Here is a 21,021-nt window from a genome sequence, read left to right as displayed (position 1 = left end):
CGTCTGCCCCGCAGAACGCTCCCATCGCTCTGGCCCCAGTCCGCGTACAGGGGCAGACCGGAAAGGGAGATGTCCTCGAGTCCATGAAAATCGATCCAGATGCCGACTACAGCAATGTCGGCAAGGCGCGTGTCTTCACCCAGACGACGACCCTCAAAACCCTTCAGACCCGCATGATCGACAATATTTCGGACTACAGCCGGCGCGTGGATGCGGCTGTCAATTTCAATTCCAACAATTTCAGCATCAACATGCGCGGCCTCGACCAGAACCGCATTCTCACCACCATCGACGGCATCCGAACGACCTGGACCGATAACGGTGCCCGTGGTCTGGATGGGGGCGTTTCCGCCTATGATTTCAACGCCCTCGGCGGCATCGATGTCGTCAAGAACGCCAATTCCAGCTTCTTCGGAACGGGGGCCCTGGGCGGCGTTCTTGCTCTGCGCACCCTGAACCCCGAGGACATTCTGAAAGAGAACCGGACATTCGGCGGGTTGTCGAAAGCCACTTACGATGGCTCAAGCGAAAGTGCCTATCTCAACCAGGCTCTGGCCGCGCGTTACGGCAACACCATGATCCTCGTCCAGGGCGGCTACCAGAATGGCAGCGAAACGGGAAACCACGGTGATATTGGCGGAACAGGGACGACACGTTCCAGAAAAGACCCTGCTTCCTATACGCAGGGCAATTTCCTTGGGAAAATCCATCATTACTTCGCAGGCGGCCATCGCGTGACGCTGACAGGGGAAGTCTTCGACCGTAACTATAACGAAAACACCCTTTCCAGCGTCAACAGTACCTACAGCCGCTATCACACGCTGGAAGAGACAAAACGCTCCCGCGTCTCGGCCGGATACGACTACAAGGCCGCCAATCCCCTGGCCTTCATCAGCGAAGCGCATTTGACCGCCTACTGGCAGAACGTGGACACGATCAACGATACGGCCGCCAATCGCCTGACAGCTCCGATCGGGGAGTATGACCGCAATGATATCCTCTCCACCCAGTCCTATGGCGCTGTTGGCTCCGTCACATCCAACGTCTTCACCGGCCCCCTGCACCACGCGATCACGCTGGGAGGCGAGGCCTATCTGACCGATTCAAGCGAATATGCCGCGGGCAAGGATAACTGCACGGCCACGACCTATGCGTGCTACTTCCTGCATAACAACCAGTCGGACATGCCGGATGTGCACGGAACGGACCTTGGTGCCATCGTTCAGGACCGCATCGGCTATGGCGAGCATGAATGGCTGCATATTACACCAGGCTTCCGGTTCGACTGGTATAAACGTAGCCCGAAATATACGCCGAGCTATGTCGCCAATGCGATTTACAGCGGTACACCGCGCGGGGCGAGCGGATCGCATTATTCCCCGAAGATCCTCGTCGAGGCGCGCCTTCTGAAGGACTTCACGGTCTACGCACAATATGCCGAGGCATTCCGTGCCCCTTCGGCCAATGAAATGTATCTTGCCTATGGTGGGACGGGAACCTATGCGTCCATCGGAAACCAGAACCTGAAGCCCGAAACCAGCAGGGGCTGGGAAATCGGCGCCCGTTATGGAAATTCCAAAAAGGGTGCGAGCATTTCCTTCTACGACAATTATTATCACAACTTCATCGACAGCGTGACGGGAACGGCGGAAGAAGCCGGAATCCTCGGCAACTTCCCCTATGGCGTCTACAAGTACATCAATCGCCAGAGTGTCCGTATTTACGGCGTCGAAGCCCGCGCCAACTGGACTTTCGCCGATCACTGGGAAGTCTGGACGTCCCTCGCCTATTCAGATGGACAGGACAGACAGGAACATGTCCACCTCAACTCCGTCGCTCCTTTCCGGGGGATCGTCGGCTTCGGTTACGTCACAGATCGCTGGGGAACCAACCTTTCCACAACCTTTGCCGCAGCCCGCAACAAGGTTGAGGACATGTCATCGAACGTCAACAAGACGCCCGGTTATGCAATATTCGACCTGACGGGCTGGTACTCCCCGAAGTTCTATCGCAACATGCGGCTTCAAGCAGGTATGTATAATATCTTTGACAAGAAATATTACAGCGCGCTGGACATCCCCGACAACATTACAGTCCCGAAAGCGTACTACACCCAGCCGGGTCGCAGCTTCAAGGTAACGCTACTGGCTAATTTCTGAGGCTACAGAACGAGAGGATCAGGCTCTTCTCCCGTTTTTGAGGGTGGCGGTCACATCGCGGGTCGCCACCGGATCCAGCAGTTCAGAGACAATGCGACTCAATGCCATCACCCCCCTGTTAATCAGGAAACGGGTTTCCCTTTAATTCTTGGAAGCGCTGTCAGATCGTTTTCCCAAACACGCTTCTGGAGCCTTCCAGATTGGCACTTGCGACATGTTTCATCATCATCCAGGCGAGCTGGATCAGGCGTTGCCGTGGCAGTTCCGTGGCCGGCCCCGACAGGGCGATGCTTGAACGGACTTCGCCGCTGCTTTCCCGCCAGGGAATGGCAACGGCATTGATTCCGGGCCGATAGGATTCAAGATCCAGCGCATATCCCTTGACCCGGACATTCTCGATTTCCAGCAGAATGTTCTTGCTCAGGGCATTTGCGCGCGTGGCCAGCACACGTTTCCCCAGTCCCGGCACAAACGCCAAGAACACCAGCCCGACCGAGGAGCCCTCGAGCTTTTCGCGGTCATGCAGGCGGGATGCAGCGAAGAGCGGATCCTTCAGATCCACGATATCGACGTAAGCAGCCTTGTCCCCGCTGGGAACCGCGAAATAGACCGTAGCGCCACTTTCGCGGGCGATCTGCTCCAGAACAGGGCGCATCTTGTCGCGGAAAACGTAGTCATTCCCCACGATGCGGGAGAGATTAAGGATACGTCCTCCAAGATAATAATTCATGTCCCCCAGACGGCGGTGGACATAGCCAAGCTGCTCCAGCGTCTGAAGGATGTTGTGGGCCGTCGTCTTGCCCAGACCGGAGATGACGGCCAGATCCCGCAGTCGCGCGGCCCCGCCCTGCTGCGCAATGATTTCAAGCAGAGCCACGGCGCGTTCGATGGATTGAATCAGTTTGGGAGTTTTCGACATAGAACCTTTTCTCGTGAATGGCCGAAATGATCGAAACGCAGCCTGAACGCCCTGTTTAGACGAAATGCTTTCTCCGACGGATCGGGAAAACATGTGGCCGCTTTGCTCGCAGGCAAAACGGCCTTTTTCATGTCCCATACAAGGCAGGTGGCGCGCCTCGACGTTTCCCGGAGACCGCACCTCATGCGGCCTCCGGTTTTTTCAGTTCGTTCCCTTGGGAAGAGCGAAAACAACCATCTGGTCAGAGATCGGCGTCATCATGAAGTGATGACCGCCGGCCATGATCGCAACATACTGCCGTCCATTGGCTTCATACGTCATCGGATTGGCCTGACCTCCACCCGGGAGGACATGCGACCACAGGACCTTGCCCGTCCGCTCGTCGATGGCCCGGATCAGGTTGTCGGTCGCCGCTCCGATGAAGACCAGTCCCCCCTTGGTAATAACGGAACCGCCATTGTTGGGTGTTCCGATTTCCCAGGGGAGCCCTGTCGGCAGGCCCCACGGACCGTTGGCACGAGCCGTTCCAAGCGGATGCTGCCACAGAACCTTCTGCCCATGCTTCATGTCGATGGCGGTGATCATCCCGTAAGGCGGCTTGTGGCACAGCATGCGGGTGAACGGGTCCCAGAACGGCGCGATTGTGATCGCATAAGGTGTCCCTTCCATCGGACCATTCCCTTCCGCCGAAGCCCCGGCACCCGGCTTGTAATGTACGGCGTCGATCGGCATCAGCTTCAGGGTGTCCGCCTTGCGACGGGTAATGAGCTGGGCATACATCGGAGACGCATTCCAGTTGGCGATCAGGATGCCCGTTTCCGGATCATAGGCCATGGAACCCCAGTCGCTGCCGCCATTGTTGCCCGGATACATAATCCACGGCTTGTCCAGACTGGGCGGCGTGAACTCACCCACATAATGCGCGCTGCGGAACTTGATACGGCAGTAGAGCTGATCCAGGGGGGACATGCCCCACATGTCCTTTTCCTGAAGCTCCGGCATGCGCAGGGCCGGCATCCCGACGGACCAGGGCTGCGTCGGCGCGCGCGTATCGCCCGGAACATTCCCTGCAGGAGCCGGACGCTCCTCCACGGGAAGGATGGACTTGCCCGTCCTGCGGTCCAGAACAAAGGTCTGCCCCCGCTTGGTTGGCACGATAATGGCCGGAACCGTCTGCCCGTCAGGCGTCGGCATGTCCATCATCGTAACCTGCGAGCCCATGTCGTAGTCCCAGACGTCCTTGCGCGTTGTCTGGTAAACCCAGCGCGGAGATCCGGTCTTGACGTCAAGGGCTACGATTGACGTGGAAACGGCATTTTCCTCCGGACTGCGATAACCGCTGAAATAGTCACCGGCCGAGTTTCCGGTCGGAACATACACCAGTCCCAGAGCATTATCGCCCGTCAGCGCGGCCCAGGAATTGGGCGTGCCGCGGCTGTAATGGTTGTTGCCGGTCGGCTGCGAATGGTCATCAGGGCGCTTGACGTCCCAGGCCCAGACGAACTTCCCGCTCTCCACATCATAGCCGCGCACGACCCCGGATGGCGCCCAGCGACGCTGGCCGTCCAGAACCTCGTGATTGACGACAACCACACCATTCACGACCATTGGCGGAACCGTCATGGCCACAAAGCCCGGAACGGACTCACCCAGCCCCTGCATCAGGTTGACCTGCCCGCCATGACCGAAAGTGGGGCAGAATTCACCCGTCGCCGCGTCCACTTCGACCAGCCGCATATCCAGCGTGCCTTCGATGATACGGTTGTGACACGGCTCGCCTTCAGGCACCTGCGACGATGTGAAATACGTCACGCCCTTGCACGCGGCCGTGTAGGGAATGGACTCATATTTCACATTGAGATTGTGTCGCCAGATCTGCTTGCCCGTTGTCGGGTCAAGCTTGATGATGTCGTTCTGTGCCGAACACATGTAGAGACCGTCGCCAACCTTGATCGGTGTCGTCTCGGCCGCCCATTTGTTGGTCTGTCCCGGACGCGGATAGCTGCCCGTGTGATAGGTGAAAGCGACTTCCAGTTTGGAGACATTCTCCGGCGTGATCTGGTCCAGAGGCGAATAGCGCGTCTGGTTGTCGTCGTGTCCGTAGGTCGCCCAGTCGTCATGCGCCGGACTGGCGCTCTGCTGTGGCACCATAGCCGGCAGTGCCGACGCATCGATGGAATCCATATCCGGCAGATTGGCGGCATTCACGCCCGGAGCCTGAGGGGCATAGGGTGAAGGTCCAGCGAAATAACTCGGGTCAGGCGGCGCATCCCGTGCCGGTTCGTCGGCTTTGCCCGGCCCCGGAATGGAGGCAGACGGCGGACCACCTGCTCCCGCAGGAGCAAACTGCGCATGGGCCACAAATGGCAGGGTTGTCAGTGCCAGAGAAGCCACTGTGGCGAGAAGATATGGCCGGCGCATCAGACGGCTCCCTTGCTGGAAAAACGCACTTCCTGACGGCGCAGGACCGGAATGGACAGGGCGACCAGAATGCCTAGAAGAGTCGGCCCGAAAGCGCGGGGAAGCAGATCAATCGGGCTGAAACCGACTTCCCATAGGGACCACACCCAGGTGTAGGCCAGTGCGCCGAGATACAGGAACGCGCCCATTGTGCGCCCCAGAATGATGAAGACACCCCCGGCCAGAAGAACAAGGCCGCAGATCGCGTAATAAAAAGAGCCCCCGAGCATGGCGAGATCTACTCCGCCGATGACGAATGCCACCCCGACGAGCGTGATGACCACGCCAAGAAGCAGCACAAGCCACTCCACAAAAGTCGCATTATGAAGGCACCGGAACATTACGTTCCCGGATGAATTAACCATGAACCTTTCCTTTCCCGGATGGGAACTAGTGATTACATAAAGTCAGATTTAAATAAGATATTCCGAGATACCTCACGGCGGCGTGATATAACTTGGTATTCTTATAATAGTTACTTTGGATATTAACTCAAAGTGTGATTCCCGTTTCAAAGTCCAGTATCAATGGATTTTTGTATTTATTGGTTCCGCCCGTACTCCAGATGTACTGGGCACCCGGGCGGATCAGCAGCCAGGGGGTGGGACGCCAGCCGTAATTGAGCTCGATCGCGTGCTCACCGGAAGGTTTGTAAATGCCCGTAGCCCCCGTCCCCTGCAGTTCGCGAACCCAGCTCGTGAGTTTTGGACTGACCCAGAGCATCTTCATCCCAAGGCTGACCGTATCGTTCGGCCGCGTTGGGAACGTCCCTTTGCGTGTCAGACCCCAGTCAACGAAATAGGGCGCAACAGACGTCCGAGGGTCGCCCCACGTGAAGGACGCGAAAAACGATGTTCCACGGTTCGGATCGTTTTCATCACGCTCCAGCATCCGGTCGAACTGGAACCAGCCGCCAAAGCGTCCCCGCACTTTGGAAACAGGTGCGGAAACTAGGTACTGCGCCGGAATTCCGAAAGTCCCAAGCTGGGAATAGACGTTCTTCACCTCGGAAGAATCCCAGTATCCGCCAATTTTCACATTGGTCTGAAGCGGCCCGCTGTAATCGTCTTTCCCACCCTGATGCCAGACAAGCTGGAACGGAAGAAACGTTCCTGTCGCGCCATGCAGGTTCATTTTCCAGCCGTTATGCGTATTGCCGATCGTGGGATCGACCGAATAGGCCCCGAACTGGATGGAATAATGGTCATTTCCCGCCGGATAGAATTTGACCCATGCGCCTGGATGGGCGGTCGGGTAGTAACTGTATCCGGAATTGAAAGCGATTGACTGGGGCATGCCGCAGATCGCATTGCTTTCGAACTGGCAATAATTGTTCATCCCCCAGTACATGGACCAGGATTCAAAATCCGTTTCGGCGTTCATTTCACCGACATCCGTAGTCACATACCGGTTCCAGGGCATTTCCCAGGACAGCAGCGACAGGCGTACGGTCGGAGAACCGTAGATTTCCTGCGGGCTATCCAGCGCCGGCAGTTTTGCCCCAAGCCCGAGACCGGCTCGTGATGTCACGGTGAGGTGAAACAGTCCGATCGAAAGTCCCGTCAGCTTCTTGAGATCGAAATCCACATTGACCCCGACCTCATGCGCATAACGGACATTTTTCGAAGCGCCGCCCATGGGGTTCCCTGCACTATCCTGAAAATAGTGCCCCCCGATATTGACGCCCTTTTTCGTCAGCCATGTGCGCCATCCGCCCCAGTCTCCCGTCATGGTGCTTTGCGTCAGCCAGTCGTGAAAACTGTCCGGAAAAAAGCTGTTCTCCGTCGTATCCGAGGTCCGGGCCATCCCTGTGCTGCCATCCGCCACCGGCGCAGGCTTCACAAGTAACGGGCGCGGATTCACCGTCTTGGTAGGACTGCTTGTTGCAGGAGAGACATACGAGTTCACACGGTCATGAACATTGCCCGCCTGTGTGACAGGTACTTTCGAAATCTCCTGCGCTTTCAGTCCACAGGGAATCCATAGAAGTATTAAGGTACTTACATAAAGGACCCCTTTTTTACGACCAGGATCGTTAGAGTGGTTCAACATATATTTAAAGGCTCCCTGCGCGCCTCCCCTTCTTCAGAAAAGAAGTCGCAGAGCCTAGAAATCAAAAAACCGAACCAAAAAAAATAGCTCCCCTGATGACAAAAACCGGACTGAAATCCATTAGGGATGGACTTTAGTCCCAATGGACACCTAATCTATTGTTTTAAATGGGATTATTTATCATCTGAACGCCCATAAAACGGGCAGAAAGCCGTCCCTCACTTGTCCGTGTAGAAAACGGATCAAACGCCTGTTTTCCGCGCATGTAAGCACTGATTTTCGTGTTGGGATGGGAGACGATGCCGGGACAGAGCAAGGCACTGTTCAGCCTGCTGTAAAGCTTTGGAACCTGTGGGTCTGAATACATGCCCTATATGAAATGGAGCGACAGGGTTTCCGCCTTGGAAAACCCTGTCGCCAGAATGGCTCAGTTGGCCTGAGCTGTCTGCCCGTCATCCAGGGCATAGGCGAGAATATAATCGCCCGTACGCGTTCCCATGCCTGCATGTCCGCCAGCGGCAATCACGATATACTGCTTGCCGTTGATCATGTAGGACATCGGATTGGCCTGACCGCCCGCCGGAAGACGTGCTCTCCAGACCACTTTGCCTGTGCTTTCATCCACAGCGCGCAGATAGTCGTCTGCCGTTGCGCCCAGGAAGACGAGACCGCCTCCGGTCACCATCGTGCCACCAATGTTGAACATGCCGGTTGGCAGCGGCAGATTGTTGTGCGTGCCAAACGGGCCGGTATCCCGTGTTGTGCCGATCGGATGCTGCCAGACGATTTTCCGGCTGACGAGATCGATCGCGGTCAGCGTGCCCCACGGCGGCGCATCACAGGGAACCATAAGAGGGTTCAGCCAGGGATGGACGTAGCCGACATACGGCGTTCCGTACTGAGGACCGTAGACACCGCCCTTCACATGCGGTTCGTTGCCGCTGCCATCCCAGGGGGGAACAAAACCCGCCTTCTCGACGGCATCACGCGGCGCCATACGGAGCATGAAGGGGATATAGTTGGCCGTGGAAATGACCAGCTTGTTCACCGGATCGACAGACGCGCCATTCCAATCCACGACACCGTCAAACGCAGGGTAAACGATGGTTTCCTTCAGCTGCGGGGGCGTGAACTGCCCCTGATAGGCGGCCTTGCGGAACTGGATGCGGCACATCATCTGGTCGATCGGCGTTGCGCCCCACAGATGCTTCTCTGTCAGGTCCTTCGGCGAAACAGAAGGAAGACCGACCGAATAAGGCTGCGTCGGCGTTGTCCAGTCTCCGGGAACGGCGCCCTGGGGGGTCTTCTTTTCCGCAACCTCGGCAACGGGCTCCCCCGTCTCGCGGTTGAGCATGAAGAATTCGCCGCGCTTGGTTGTCTGGACCAGAGCCGGAATTGTTGAACCATCCGGCCCGGGCAGATCGATCAGCGACGGCCCCACCGGAACGTCCATATCCCACACGTCATGATGGACGGTCTGGAAATGCCAGCGCAGTTCGCCGGTCTTCGCATCCAGCGCGATGATTGAACTGCTGAACTTGTCATCGAACGGACGACGATGGCCACCGAAGTAATCCGGCGGCGCATTGCCGGTCGGCAGATAGACAAGGCCCAATTTGGGATCGGCCGTATAGACGCCCCAGGCATTCGGCGTGTCGCGGGTCAGTTCGTCATTGGGCCCTGGCGTCCAGGTCTGCGGATTGTGGCCCACATCCCAGGCCCAGACGATCTTGCCCGTAATGGGATCAAACGCACGCACAGCACCTGAAGGCTCGAATGTCGCCTGATTGTCGAAGATCCAGCCACCAGTGATGACACGATCGCTGATGATCATGGGTGGGGAGGTGACGAAGTGGAAACCGTCGGGGACATGGCCCAGATACTGCGTCAGCGATATGAAACCGTGTTCCCCGAAATCCTCGCAGGGCTTTCCCGTTCTGGCATTCAGAGCCATCATCCGGGCATCGAGAACCGGGGCAATGATACGCTCCGGGCACTCTGCGCTCGCCCCTTCGGCAGCCTTGTAATAGGCGACGCCACGGCAGGCGAGATAGACGTCCGGGCCGGTATTGGCCTTGGGGTCATACTTCCATTTGATCTTGCCCGTGGCAGCATCAATGGCTTCAACCCAACTGTGACCGGTGCAGACATAGAGCGTATCGTTGACCTTGATGGGCGTATTCTCGAAGTTGAACTCATGTCCACCATCAGTGCCACCCTGATCTTCACCAGCGCGCATGGTGTCGCCCGTGTGCATACTCCAGGCGAGCTTCAGGTTCTTCACGTTCCCGGCGTTGATCTGCTTGAGCGGAGAGAAACGATCCTGACCCTGAGTGCGGCCATAATACTGCCAGTCCTGATCCGGAACGGATGTATCAGATCCGCCGTCAGAACCGGACGCCAGATGTGCGGCCCCGGAGATACCGTTGGGCTGCAATGCTGCGACAATCAGGGTCAGGAACGTTACCGCGGTAACACCACCGACAGTGAGTGTCGCAGCACGGGAAACCGGAAACAGCCTGCCCCGGAACCACGGCAGAAGGACAAGAAGTCCAAGAACGATGAATGCGACAAGGCGCGGTTCAAGTTCCCAGAACGTCAGATGGACTTCCGCCAGAGACCAGACCAGCGTTCCGAAAATCGTGACGGCCACGACCCAGAGCGCAAGACTGCGACGTGTCCAGGCCAGCGCGGCACTTGCCGCCAGGGCAAAACCGGCGATCAGGTAATAGAATGTTCCACCGAGAGCAATAAGTTCTATTCCACCGATGATGAGCGTCAGGCTCACAATGAAGATCAAGCCACTGATGGCCCAGGGCCTTGATCCTATATGAATATCGTTCGACATTTTACCTCCAATGTGAACGTTTGTATTTCAGATGCAGAAACAGGATTTTCATTATTTGTTTGGTATTTACTCCATGGCTGCTGCCACAATGACGCCGTCCGTGAATGTTCATGCTGTCTGACAAAACGTCTGAGATGATTTCCATAAAGAAGTTGCGAACGTGCAGAAGCCCTCACTCCTCTGCATCCCACAGAATACGGAAAATAACATTCTTCATTAAAGTTAAATAAAAATGAGAGTTTCCATATTATTTATTGAATTAAAGTAAGTCGTTTTTAAAAATATACTCCATCGTCAAAGGGCGTGACTTCACTTAATGGCAAACAATAAATGAGCACCATCAATCGATTGTGAGTGTCTGTTTTGTGATGCCCGAACAAGGAACCAGAGCCGATATCTGCAGGAGGCTCATCCCGACGAACTGAAAGATCGTCCTCTTTGCCTCGGTAGCAGGCCGGACTGACGGTTGATCAATCATGACGGGTGTGGTCCGTTAGCGCTGATCCGGGCTGGCCGACGCGGATGACAGGTTGCAGCCCAATGGCAGGTAATGCGTCCGGACAGTCGTGATCCTTATGGAAAAACGCTGCTGACGTTTTGAAATTATGGAATTTTTCGTGCAATCCGTCTCCGCAGATCTCCCATCCCGCTATACGCCTTCGACGCGCATCCGCGTTTTTGCCGGTCTGATCCTGACCATGATTATGGCGGCGCTCGATCAGAGCATCGTCTCCACGGCACTTCCTACGGTCGTCAGCGATCTGGGCGGTCTGGCCCACATGTCGTGGGTGGTGACGGCTTTCATGCTGACCTCCACGATTGCCACCCCCCTATACGGCAAGCTTTCCGACATGTTCGGGAGGCGCCCCCTGCTCGGGTTCAGCATCGGGGCTTTCCTGCTGGCCTCGCTTCTGTGCGGGGTGGCCCAGAGCATGTGGCAGCTGATCCTGTTCCGGGGATTTCAGGGGATCGGAGCCGGTGGGTTGATGACCCTGTCCCAGACCGTAATCGGCGACATGGTCACACCGCAGCAGCGCGGCCGGTATCAGGGTCTCTTTACCGGCGCTTTCGCCGTCAGCAGCGTCACCGGGCCATTTCTCGGCGGCGTGCTGACCAGTGCCCTTTCATGGCGATGGGTCTTTCTGGTCAACCTGCCTGTCGGACTTCTGGCCTTTACGCTGATCATGCTGAGCCTGCCCTCTGGCGGCGCTGAAAAAAGGCCACGTATTGATTATCTGGGGGCCGGGCTTCTGGCGATTGCGACAGCTGGCTTTCTGCTTCTGTTCAATTCCCTCGGAACCGCCCTGTCCTGGACATCCCCCCTCACCCTGCTGCTGCTGACAGGAAGCACGGCGGTTTTCCTGCTGTTTCTCTGGCAGGAACGGCGCGCACCTGAACCTCTCGTCAGTCTGGGCCTTCTGCGGATTGCGGATTTTTCCGTCTGCGTAGCGGCGACAGGGATCATGTCGTTTGCCATGATGGGGTCGATGATTTTCCTGCCGCTCTATTATCAGCTCGTCCTGGGGGAAACGCCCGCGACTTCAGGCCTGATGATGCTGCCACAGGTCGGCACCATGATGATCAGTTCGATCCTGGGCGGTTATGTCTCATCGAGGACGCAGCGCTACGAACTTCTGCTCGTGATCGGTGTCGGTATCGAGTTTCTGGCCCTGGCCCTGATTGCGCTGTGTGCCCGTCATGGTGCGCCCGCGCTTTCGTTCCTTCTGAGCCTTGGATGCCTGGGAGTCGGAATGGGCATTGGCATGCCCAATGCGACGGTCATCATCCAGAACTCCGTCCCCGGAAACATGCTGGGGATCGCCACAGCCATGATGGCATTCATCCGCTCTCTGGGCGGATCGCTTGGCGTGGCGCTTTCAGGGGGCGTGATGGCCCTGATGCTGCGAAACAGCCTGAATGCCCTCCCCGAAAAGATCGATGTGCCCACATTTCTGGAAAACGGCATGGCAGCCATCCAGACGCTCTCTCCCGCCCTGCATGATCAGGTGAAGGCCGCCTACAAGACGTCAATCAGCGCGAGCCTGACCGTCAGCAGCAGCTTCATGTTCCTCGCCTTTATGCTGATCGTGGGACTGATGGCGCGCAAGAAACTGAACCCCGGAAACGACCAGACCGCATAGGCTTCAGGTCTGCTCTCCCTACGGTAGAGACTGACAAAAGCCGCCCGGTTTTAACGTCGAAGAAACAGGTCGCCACGATACTGCAGCAGTTCTTTCGATCGGGCTGACATAAAAATTCCACAGACATTCAAGGAACGCACTCTTGCGAGACTGAACCGTCTCGTCTACTGACGGCAGACCATCCTGACGCCACTCAGACACCCGCAAGGAGACATGGCATGGCTACGAAACGTTATGGAGGACGGCCTGATACCAGGATGTCCGAAGAACTTGATGCCCTGATCCTCCAGACGGCCGTGCATCTGTTCGGCGAAAAAGGATATGCCGCGACCTCCATGGAGCAGATCGCCGCCGTCGCGCAGGTGGGCAAACAGACCATCTACCGGCGTCATGCCTCCAAGGAGATCCTGTTCAAGACGGTCATCACCGAACTCGGGCAGAGCCTTCTCGGAGCCGCGGCTCCTCCAGAGGACATGGTCTCCGCAGACCCCCTTCTGGCCCTGCGGCAGACCATGCGCATGCTGATCGATCTCGTGCTGCAACCCGACACCATCGCGCTGAGCCGCACCTTCATCGCTGAAGGATGGCGTTTTCCCGATCTGGTCGAACATGCGGGGGCCCATGTCTTCGAGCCGCTGGAAAAGCTCACGTTTAAGCTTCTGGGTGAGGTCGAAAAGGCCGGTCTGCTGAACAGGACCTGTGAGTGCGAGGAGACATCCCGGATGCTCTCCGCCCTTCTTCTGAGCTGGCCCCACCAGCAGAGGCTCTTCGGGCGAATGGTTCTCGCAACGCCCCAGGAGCGCGACCAGTATCTTGAGCAGACCTGGAACGCCGTCATGAGCGGAATCCTCGTCCCACCCCAGGCCAGCACGGCGGAGACGTCCCGATGAGAGCTTCTGCCGGCAGATTGCCCGTCATGCTGGGCAGCAGCCTTCTGCTTGTTCTGGCAGGTTGTCACAAGAAAGCACCGGCTCCGGACATCCGTCCCGTTCGCTCCATGGTGGTGCAGCCCGTTGACAGCACAGCCGGCGAGCCCCTGACGGGTCAGGTTGCCCCGCACCGCACCGTGACCCTGTCGTTCCGCCTGCCCGGCAAGATCGTTGAACGCAGCGTCAGCGTCGGCAGTGCCGTTCATGCCGGACAGGTCGTAGCCCGCCTGGACGAAGTGGCCGCGACGCAGACCCTGCACGCCGCGACCGCAGACGTGGAAGCCGCAAAGGCCGACCTCATCCAGATGGAAGCGCTCCGTAAACGCGCTGTCGCCCTTCTCCCGGTGCAGGCCATTTCCCGCAACGAGTATGACGACGTAATCCGCCGCTACCATACGGCGCAGAGCACCCTTCAGTCCGCTCAGGCCCGCATGCGGATTGCACAGGAAGGTGTGGAGCACACGCAGCTGACAGCGGATTCCGATGGAATCATCACGGACCGCCTGGCTGAAGTCGGGGAAGTCGTTGCTGCGGGCCAGCCGGTCCTGCGCATGGCGCAGAGTGGCGAGCGTGACATCCAGTTCGACATCCCGGCCTCCCTCGTGCGCGCTACCGGCCTGATGGGACGGACATTTTCAGTCTGCCTGGACGCCGAGCCCCAGCTCTGCACAACAGCAAATCTTTATGAACTTGCACCCGATGCCGATCCGCTGACCCGGACCTACCGGGCCAAGGCACTTCTGCAGTCCCCGCCTGCGGACATGACTTTAGGGTCGGTCGTGGTCGGTCGCATGACGCTGACAGACCGTCGGGAAATCCGCCTGCCGCCTTCGGCCCTTACGGCACAGGACGGCAAGCCCGCTGTCTGGGTCGTCGCTGCCGACACATCGACCGTTGCCCTGAGACAGATCGAAATTGCCAGCTACACCGCCACGGATGTGCTCGTCTCATCCGGACTGAACGCCGGGGACCGCGTCGTCACAGCAGGTGTGCAGGCGCTCTATCCGAACCAGAAGGTCACGCTGCTGAATGACGCCGATGTCCGCCCCTGAGTCTCCGGCCCCCGGTGGTGTGAACCTGTCGCGCTGGTCGATCAACCATCGCGCGCTCGTTCTTTTCTTCATGATCCTGATCGGTGTGGCGGGCTTCAGGTCCTATTTCGCCCTGGGGCGTAACGAGGACCCTCCGTTCACCGTCAAGACCATGGTCGTACAGGCCATGCTTCCCGGTGCCTCCGTCGAGGAAACGGCCCATCTCCTGACAGATCCCATCGAAAAGAAGCTGCAGGAGACGCCCTACTTCGACTACGTCAAAAGCTACACGGTCGCGGGAAAAACCACGATCCTGCTCAATCTGCAGTCGGGAACACCCAAGGCGAAGGTTCCGGATATCTGGTACCAGGTCCGCAAGAAGGTAGGCGACCTCAAGGTCTTCCTGCCCTCTACAACCGCGGGTCCGTTCTTCAATGACGAGTTTGGCGACACATTCGGCATCATCTACGCCTTCACGGCACAGGGTTTTTCCCATCGTGACCTGAGGGATTACGTCGAAACGGTCCGCGACGAACTGCTGCACGTCCCCGATGTCGCCAAAATCGAGACGCTGGGCGCGCAGGACGAGAAAATCTATGTCGATCTGTCCAGCCACCATCTGGCCCGGCTGGGGATCAACAGCGCGATGATTGCATCGTCGCTTCTGGCGCAGAACGTCCTCATGCCTTCCGGCACGCTCGACACCGGAACGGAGCAGATCCGGATCCAGCCCACCGGGCAGTTCAATTCAGTGCAGGACATCGAGAACGTCACGGTCTATGCGGGAAGCCGCAAGATCCGGCTGGGAGACATCGCCACCGTTACCCGCTCCTATTCCGATCCTCCGCAGACAATGTTCCGCGTGAACGGACAGGACGCCATCGGTCTGGCGATTTCCATGAGTTCGGGTGGCAACGTCCTTGCGATGGAAAAGAACATTTCCGCCACGATGGCGAAGCTGCATGCGCGGATGCCTGTCGGGATCGAGGCCCATCTCGTCGCCAACCAGCCCAAGGTCGTAAAAGACGCTGTCGGTGACTTCACGGAAGCCCTTTTCGAGGCCATTGCCATCGTGCTGGGCATCAGCTTTCTCAGCCTTGGCGGCCGCGCGGGAACGGTGGTGGCTTTCTGTATTCCCTTCGTCCTCGCCGTCGTCTTCACCTGCATGGAAATCTTCGGGATCGACCTTCAGCGTGTCTCCCTGGGCGCGCTGATCATCGCGCTCGGCCTGCTCGTGGATGATGCCATGATCACCGTCGAGAGCATGGTCAGCAAGCTGGAGGAAGGCTGGACCCGCGCACGGGCCGCGACCTTCGCCTATACGTCCACGGCCTTCCCCATGCTGACGGGCACACTGGTGACGATTGCAGGCTTCGTGCCGGTTGGTTTCGCGCACAGCATCGCGGGCGAATACACGTTCTCGCTGTTCGCCGTGGTGGGCATCGCCCTGATCGTCTCGTGGTTTGTGGCCGTTCTGGTCGCGCCGCTGATCGGGATCACGATCCTGCGCGAACATCCCGAAGCGACGACCGGAACCGCAACGCCCCGTCCACCCGGACGGATCCTGACCACGTTCCGGCGTTTCCTGCTTCTGTCGATGCACCATCCGCGGGTAACGGTTTTTGCCAGCCTCGGCGCGCTCGCTGTGGCCCTGCTCCTGCTACCGCTTGTGCCAAAGCAGTTCTTCCCTGCCTCGGACCGTCCAGAGCTGCTCGTCAATCTGTCGCTGCGACAGGGCTCCTCAATCACGGCAACAGCGGATGTCTCCCGCAAGCTGGACGCCCTGCTGCGCAACGATCCCGATATCGACCACTGGAGTTCCTATGTCGGGCGCGGCGCCATCCGCTTCTACCTGTCGATCGACGAACAGCTTCCCAACGATTTCTTCACCCAGACCGTAATCGTTGCCAAGGACGCCGCGGCGCGCGAACGTGTCCGCCATCGTCTCGACGAGGCCCTGAGCCGACAGTTCCCGGACATTGTGCATGGCCTGTTCGCCCTGGAACTCGGACCGCCCGTGGGCTGGCCCGTGCAGTATCGCATCAGCGGCCGCGACCCGGACCGAGTCCGCGACTATGCACAGCAGGTCGCGCGGATCATGGACGAGAGCCATAATCTGCGCCTGATCAACTTCGACTGGGGCGATCCCGCGCGGAAACTGAGGATCGATGTCCGTCAGGAAGACGCCCGGCGACTGGGCCTCTCCTCGTCCGCCATTGCTCTGGCCATCAATTCCACGGTCACCGGCATGACTGTCACTCAATTGCGTGACAGCATCTATCTCGTCGATGTCGTCCTACGGGCCAACAAGGACGAACGCCTGTCGATCGAACAGCTGCGCAATCTCGATATCCGCCTTCCGAACGACCTGACCGTTCCCCTGTCTTCCGTAGCGACTGTTTCCTATGTGGAAGACTATCCCCTGATCTGGCGTCGTGACCGCCTGCCGACCATGACGGTTCAGGCGCAGCTCCAGAACAACATACAGCCCGATGCCGCGGTCTCCGCACTGGCCTCCAGAATGGCCGCATTCAACGCCAGCCTGCCGCCTGGCTATCATCTTGCAGTCGGCGGAACGGTTGAGGAAAGCGCGAAGTCCCAGGGGTCCGTGGTCGCGGTCATGCCGGTCATGCTCCTGATCATGATGGCGGTGCTGATGATCCAGCTTCAGAGTTTCAAGCGCCTCGCGCTGGTCCTGAGTGTTGCGCCGTTCGGCCTGATCGGTGTTGTCGCCTCCCTCCTGATCTCGCAGCATCCGATGGGCTTCATCGCCATGCTGGGTCTTGTGGCGCTGGTCGGGATGATCATCCGCAACTCGGTCATTCTCGTCCACCAGATCGAGATCGAGCAGCAGGCCGGCAAGTCGGAATGGGACGCGGTGGTCGATGCCGCCATGATCCGGTTCCGACCCATCATGCTGACGGCCGTGGCCGCCATTCTCGGCATGCTCCCGATCGCATCGAGCGTCTTCTGGGGGCCTATGGCCGATGTCATCATGGGTGGCCTGGCCGTTGCGACAGTCCTGACCCTGATCTTCCTGCCGTCGCTTTACGTCATCTGGTTCCGTGTCCGCGAACCTACCCCTGATCCGGCAGAAGGAGCCGCATGATGCGCAGATGGCTTCTCTTTGCCCCGCTGCTTCTGGCGGGATGTTCCTGGCTGGCACCGGATTACAAACGCCCCGCGATGCCCCTTCCCGCAACATGGCCGGGAGCCGCCGCCGTGGCGCGCGATGACCGCACATGGTGGCACAGCTATGGCGATCCGGTTCTCGACCAGCTCGTCCAGACTGCCCTGAGTGACAGTGACGATATAGCCCTGGCCGGCAACCGCCTGATGCAGGCCAGAGCCCAGTACGGCTATGCCTTCGCCAACCAGCTCCCCATGCTGTCGATTGCGGGAGCCGATGCCTACGGACAGTTCGCGAACGGACGGGTCAGCGCCCTGAACCAGAGCCTCCATTTTCCGAACAAGACCAGCAATCTCGGGTTTGTCGGCGGAATGCTCACTTATGAACTCGATCTGTGGGGCAAGAACGCCAGTCTCAGCAACGCGGCGAAAGCCGGGGTTCACGCTGGTGTCTATGCGATGGATGCAGCACGGCTCTCTGTCGTCGCGGGTGTTGCGAAACTCTATTTCAGCCTACGCGCGCTGGATGAGGACGTCGCTCTTATGAAACAGACGGCCCAGACACAGGACGATCTCCTCGCGCTGGTCCAGCGGCAATACGACGTCGGTGCCACGGATGCCCTCACCCTTGAGAGCGTGAGGGAACGGCGCGATACCGTTCACGAACTCCTGCCGGACATGGAAGATCAGCGCGACCGGGCTGAAAGCGCTCTCGCGGTCCTGATCGGCCAAACCCCGCAGAGCATCATCCAGAACGAACTTCCCCGCGGCCGGAATATCGGGGACATGACCGTCCCGGAAGCGACCCCGTCTCTTCTGCCGGCGGAGCTGCTTGAGCGCCGGCCCGATATCGCCATGCACGAACAGATGCTGATGGCCAGCAATTTCAATGTCGGCTTCGCGCGGGCGGCCTATTTCCCGTCGATCTCCCTCGCCTCCCTTGCGGGCGTAAACAACGTCGATATCGATAACCTGTACCGGGCCACGGGTCGCGCATGGACACTGGGAGCGGCCATGGCGGCGCCGGTTCTTGATTTCGGACGCACGGAAAGTGGCGTCCGGCTCGCAAAAGCCGGGAAGAACGAGCAGGTGATCCTCTACCAGCAGTCCATCCGCTCCGCCTTCAAGGAAGTGCGGGACGCCATTCTGGCGCAGAAGACCGCCGCAGACCGCGAAGGCGACACCACCTCCCGGGTAGCGTCGGACGAGCACCGTCTGCACCTCACGACGCTGCGGCTTGAAAATGGCTACGCCAGCCGGATCGACCTCCTGACCGCACAGGCCATCGTCCAGCAGGCACAGCTCGCACAGGTCTCGGCAAGGCTCCAGCGGCTGAACGCCTCGGTCGATCTCTACAAGGCGACCGGCGGCGGATTTCATGTTCCCGCCCAGAAGGCAGCTGTCCACCCATGAAAAAGGCCCTGTTTTCTCTTGTCGCGCTCCTCTGTCTGGAAGGCTGTGCCTCTCCCATCTCCGTCCGGCAGCTTTCCCTGACATCCGCCTATCAGGACCGGAACCAGAGCGCCCTCGCCGGAGATCGCCTCACCAACCTGACGCGCACGGTCCTGCAGCGCGAGAACCTGCTGCCCCTGTGGAACGCCCATCCTGCACAGGCGCTGCTTGCCCTGCAGGACCGGACCCGGAAACATTTCTATACCAGCACACTGGACGATCAGCTTTTCGCCCTGGCGGAGCTGAACTACCTGCAGGGACGGCGCCATCAGGACCGTGCGGCCTATATGGCTGCCGCGCTTTATGCCTACGCCTATATCAACCCGGATGCCCCTGCAGACGAGCGCCCCAGCCCTTACGATCCCCACCTGCGGCAGGCCTGCGACCTGTACATGTTCGGCCTGACCGAGGCTCTGGGAACACCGGTCAATCTGGTCTCACAGGAATGGCGCCTCTCCTCCGGGCCCGTGACCCTTTACGTCGACCCCGGACAGCTCCGATGGCATGGACATGATGTCACCGATATCCGTCCCGTCTCCCGCCTTGCGGTTAGTGGGATTGAAAACACCTATCGCCAGAAAGGCCTGGGCGAACCCGTAGGAGCCCTGCCCCGTCTGACCGCGCAGGAAAACAAATCCTTCCAGATCGCCAATTCGCTGCGCGTGCCGATGAACCTGATGCTGATCATGAGCGCGCCCCGGCAGCAGATCCTCTCGGACCATATTTCCGCCAGTCTTCGGCTGACCCCGATCGACCAGACCATCGCCGGCCAGACAGCGCCGCTCCAGTTCGACCAGACAACCGCCCGTGCCGAAAGCCTGAATGACGCGATGGACTGGTCCGTCGAATATCGCGGTTTCCTCGACGGGCGCCTGTTCAATAAAGGCGATCACCCGCAACTGCTGACCATCGAGCCTCATCAGTATGGGCACCGGCCGGTTGTGCTCGTGCATGGCACGGCGTCCAGCGCGGCGCGATGGGCAAGCATGGTCAATGATCTGATGGAAGACACAACCATCAGAAATCATTATGAATTCTGGTTCTTTTCCTACGCGACGGGAAACCCCATTCCCTATTCCGCCCTCCAGCTTCGTCAGGCGCTCGAAAAAGCCGTGGCCCAGCTTGGTGGCGCGAAGACGGATCCCGCTCTGGGAAAAATGACCCTGATCGGCCACAGTCAGGGCGGCCTGCTGGCCAAGATGCTGGTTGTGAATACGGGGGACAGGCTCTGGAACGGCATGGTCTCCGTTCCGCTGGACCGCCTGAAACTGCGCCCGCGCGATGAGACCCTGCTGCGTGATGCCCTGTTTCCGACCCCGCTTCCCGAGGCCCGCAGCGTCGTCTTCATTTCCACGCCCCAGCATGGAAGCTATGTCGCCGGACTGTCCGTGGCGCAGCTGGTCGGCCGGCTCGTGACGTTCCCTGTCTCGGTTCAGGAGACTGTACGCGCCGTGTTCGCAAGCTCGCCGGAAATCCGCAAGCTGAACATGCGCCCCTGGCGCGTCGGCAGCGTATACGGCATGTCTCCACGCAGCTCGTTCATCCGGTCTCTGGCGGCTATTCCCGTCGCTCCGGACGTCGAAAGCCATTCCATTATCCCGGTTCTGGGAGATGGCCCCCTGAAAACCGCCGATGACGGCGTAGTCATGTACGAAAGCGCCCATATTTCGGATGTGCAGTCGGAACTTGTGGTACGTCATTCCGGCCATTCGACCCAGTCCAACCCGGTCACAACCGCAGAAGTCCGCCGCATCCTGATCAGGCAGCTCGAAGAAGACGGAACAGTTCCACCCGAAACCGACAAGGGCGGAAAAGGAACGGTTACCTCTCTGGGTGGCACCTATACTCCCCTTGAACAGGCGTACGCCCAGTGAACCCGCAGACGCCACCCCGCTGGCAAC

At 58.9% G+C, this 21,021-nt stretch carries 12 protein-coding genes; 7 read left to right on the top strand and 5 right to left on the bottom strand.

The window, feature by feature from the left end:
- Positions 1 to 83 precede the first annotated feature (83 nt).
- Positions 84 to 2,159, top strand: a complete 2,076-nt coding sequence (locus tag GLS_RS11895; protein WP_226986588.1) for a TonB-dependent hemoglobin/transferrin/lactoferrin family receptor — start codon at positions 84 to 86, stop codon at positions 2,157 to 2,159.
- 160 nt (positions 2,160 to 2,319) lie between these two features.
- Here the strand turns inward: GLS_RS11895 and GLS_RS11890 are convergent, their stop codons facing one another.
- From GLS_RS11890 to GLS_RS11870, 5 genes are all read right to left on the bottom strand, one after another.
- A complete protein-coding gene (locus tag GLS_RS11890; RefSeq protein WP_041112377.1) occupies positions 2,320 to 3,078 on the bottom strand; it encodes an IclR family transcriptional regulator in 759 nt (252 codons plus the stop codon).
- Between the two features lie 201 nt (positions 3,079 to 3,279).
- A complete protein-coding gene (locus tag GLS_RS11885; RefSeq protein WP_041112376.1) occupies positions 3,280 to 5,499 on the bottom strand; it encodes a pyrroloquinoline quinone-dependent dehydrogenase in 2,220 nt (739 codons plus the stop codon).
- Positions 5,499 to 5,903 carry a glycerol dehydrogenase gene (locus GLS_RS11880; protein WP_405002418.1) on the bottom strand — a complete coding sequence of 135 codons (405 nt, stop codon included), beginning with the start codon at positions 5,901 to 5,903 and terminating at the stop codon, positions 5,499 to 5,501. The genes GLS_RS11885 and GLS_RS11880 overlap by 1 nt, the downstream gene beginning before the upstream one ends.
- Before the next feature lie 127 nt (positions 5,904 to 6,030).
- Positions 6,031 to 7,590: a carbohydrate porin gene (locus tag GLS_RS11875; RefSeq protein ID WP_080691969.1), complete on the bottom strand. Its 1,560-nt coding sequence runs from the start codon at positions 7,588 to 7,590 to the stop codon at positions 6,031 to 6,033.
- 427 nt (positions 7,591 to 8,017) lie between these two features.
- Positions 8,018 to 10,438 (bottom strand): membrane-bound PQQ-dependent dehydrogenase, glucose/quinate/shikimate family, encoded by a 2,421-nt coding sequence (locus GLS_RS11870; protein WP_052327583.1) that lies wholly within the window; start codon positions 10,436 to 10,438, stop codon positions 8,018 to 8,020.
- A gap of 617 nt (positions 10,439 to 11,055) precedes the next feature.
- Between GLS_RS11870 and GLS_RS11865 the strand changes: the two genes are divergently transcribed.
- The 6 genes from GLS_RS11865 to GLS_RS11840 all read left to right on the top strand — a co-directional run bounded on the left by GLS_RS11865 (position 11,056) and on the right by GLS_RS11840 (position 20,994).
- A complete protein-coding gene (locus GLS_RS11865) occupies positions 11,056 to 12,579 on the top strand; it encodes an MDR family MFS transporter (RefSeq protein ID WP_193363822.1) in 1,524 nt (507 codons plus the stop codon).
- Positions 12,580 to 12,797: 218 nt separating this feature from the next.
- Positions 12,798 to 13,469: a TetR/AcrR family transcriptional regulator gene (locus tag GLS_RS11860; protein ID WP_041112373.1), complete on the top strand. Its 672-nt coding sequence runs from the start codon at positions 12,798 to 12,800 to the stop codon at positions 13,467 to 13,469.
- Complete coding sequence (locus tag GLS_RS11855; RefSeq protein ID WP_041112372.1) at positions 13,466 to 14,560, top strand: efflux RND transporter periplasmic adaptor subunit; 1,095 nt, start codon at positions 13,466 to 13,468, stop codon at positions 14,558 to 14,560. Before GLS_RS11860 ends, GLS_RS11855 begins: the two co-directional genes overlap by 4 nt.
- On the top strand, positions 14,538 to 17,648 hold the full coding sequence (locus GLS_RS11850; protein ID WP_041112371.1) for an efflux RND transporter permease subunit: 3,111 nt from the start codon (positions 14,538 to 14,540) through the stop codon (positions 17,646 to 17,648). Before GLS_RS11855 ends, GLS_RS11850 begins: the two co-directional genes overlap by 23 nt.
- Complete coding sequence (locus tag GLS_RS11845; RefSeq protein WP_041112370.1) at positions 17,645 to 19,081, top strand: efflux transporter outer membrane subunit; 1,437 nt, start codon at positions 17,645 to 17,647, stop codon at positions 19,079 to 19,081. Before GLS_RS11850 ends, GLS_RS11845 begins: the two co-directional genes overlap by 4 nt.
- On the top strand, positions 19,078 to 20,994 hold the full coding sequence (locus tag GLS_RS11840) for an esterase/lipase family protein (RefSeq protein WP_052327582.1): 1,917 nt from the start codon (positions 19,078 to 19,080) through the stop codon (positions 20,992 to 20,994). The genes GLS_RS11845 and GLS_RS11840 overlap by 4 nt, the downstream gene beginning before the upstream one ends.
- Positions 20,995 to 21,021: the final 27 nt, after the last annotated feature.

This window comes from Gluconobacter oxydans DSM 3504 (assembly GCF_000583855.1).
Classification (GTDB): Bacteria; Pseudomonadota; Alphaproteobacteria; order Acetobacterales; family Acetobacteraceae; genus Gluconobacter; species Gluconobacter oxydans.
Note: the sequence above shows the minus strand (reverse complement) of the source record. Positions and strands in the feature narration are given on the sequence as shown.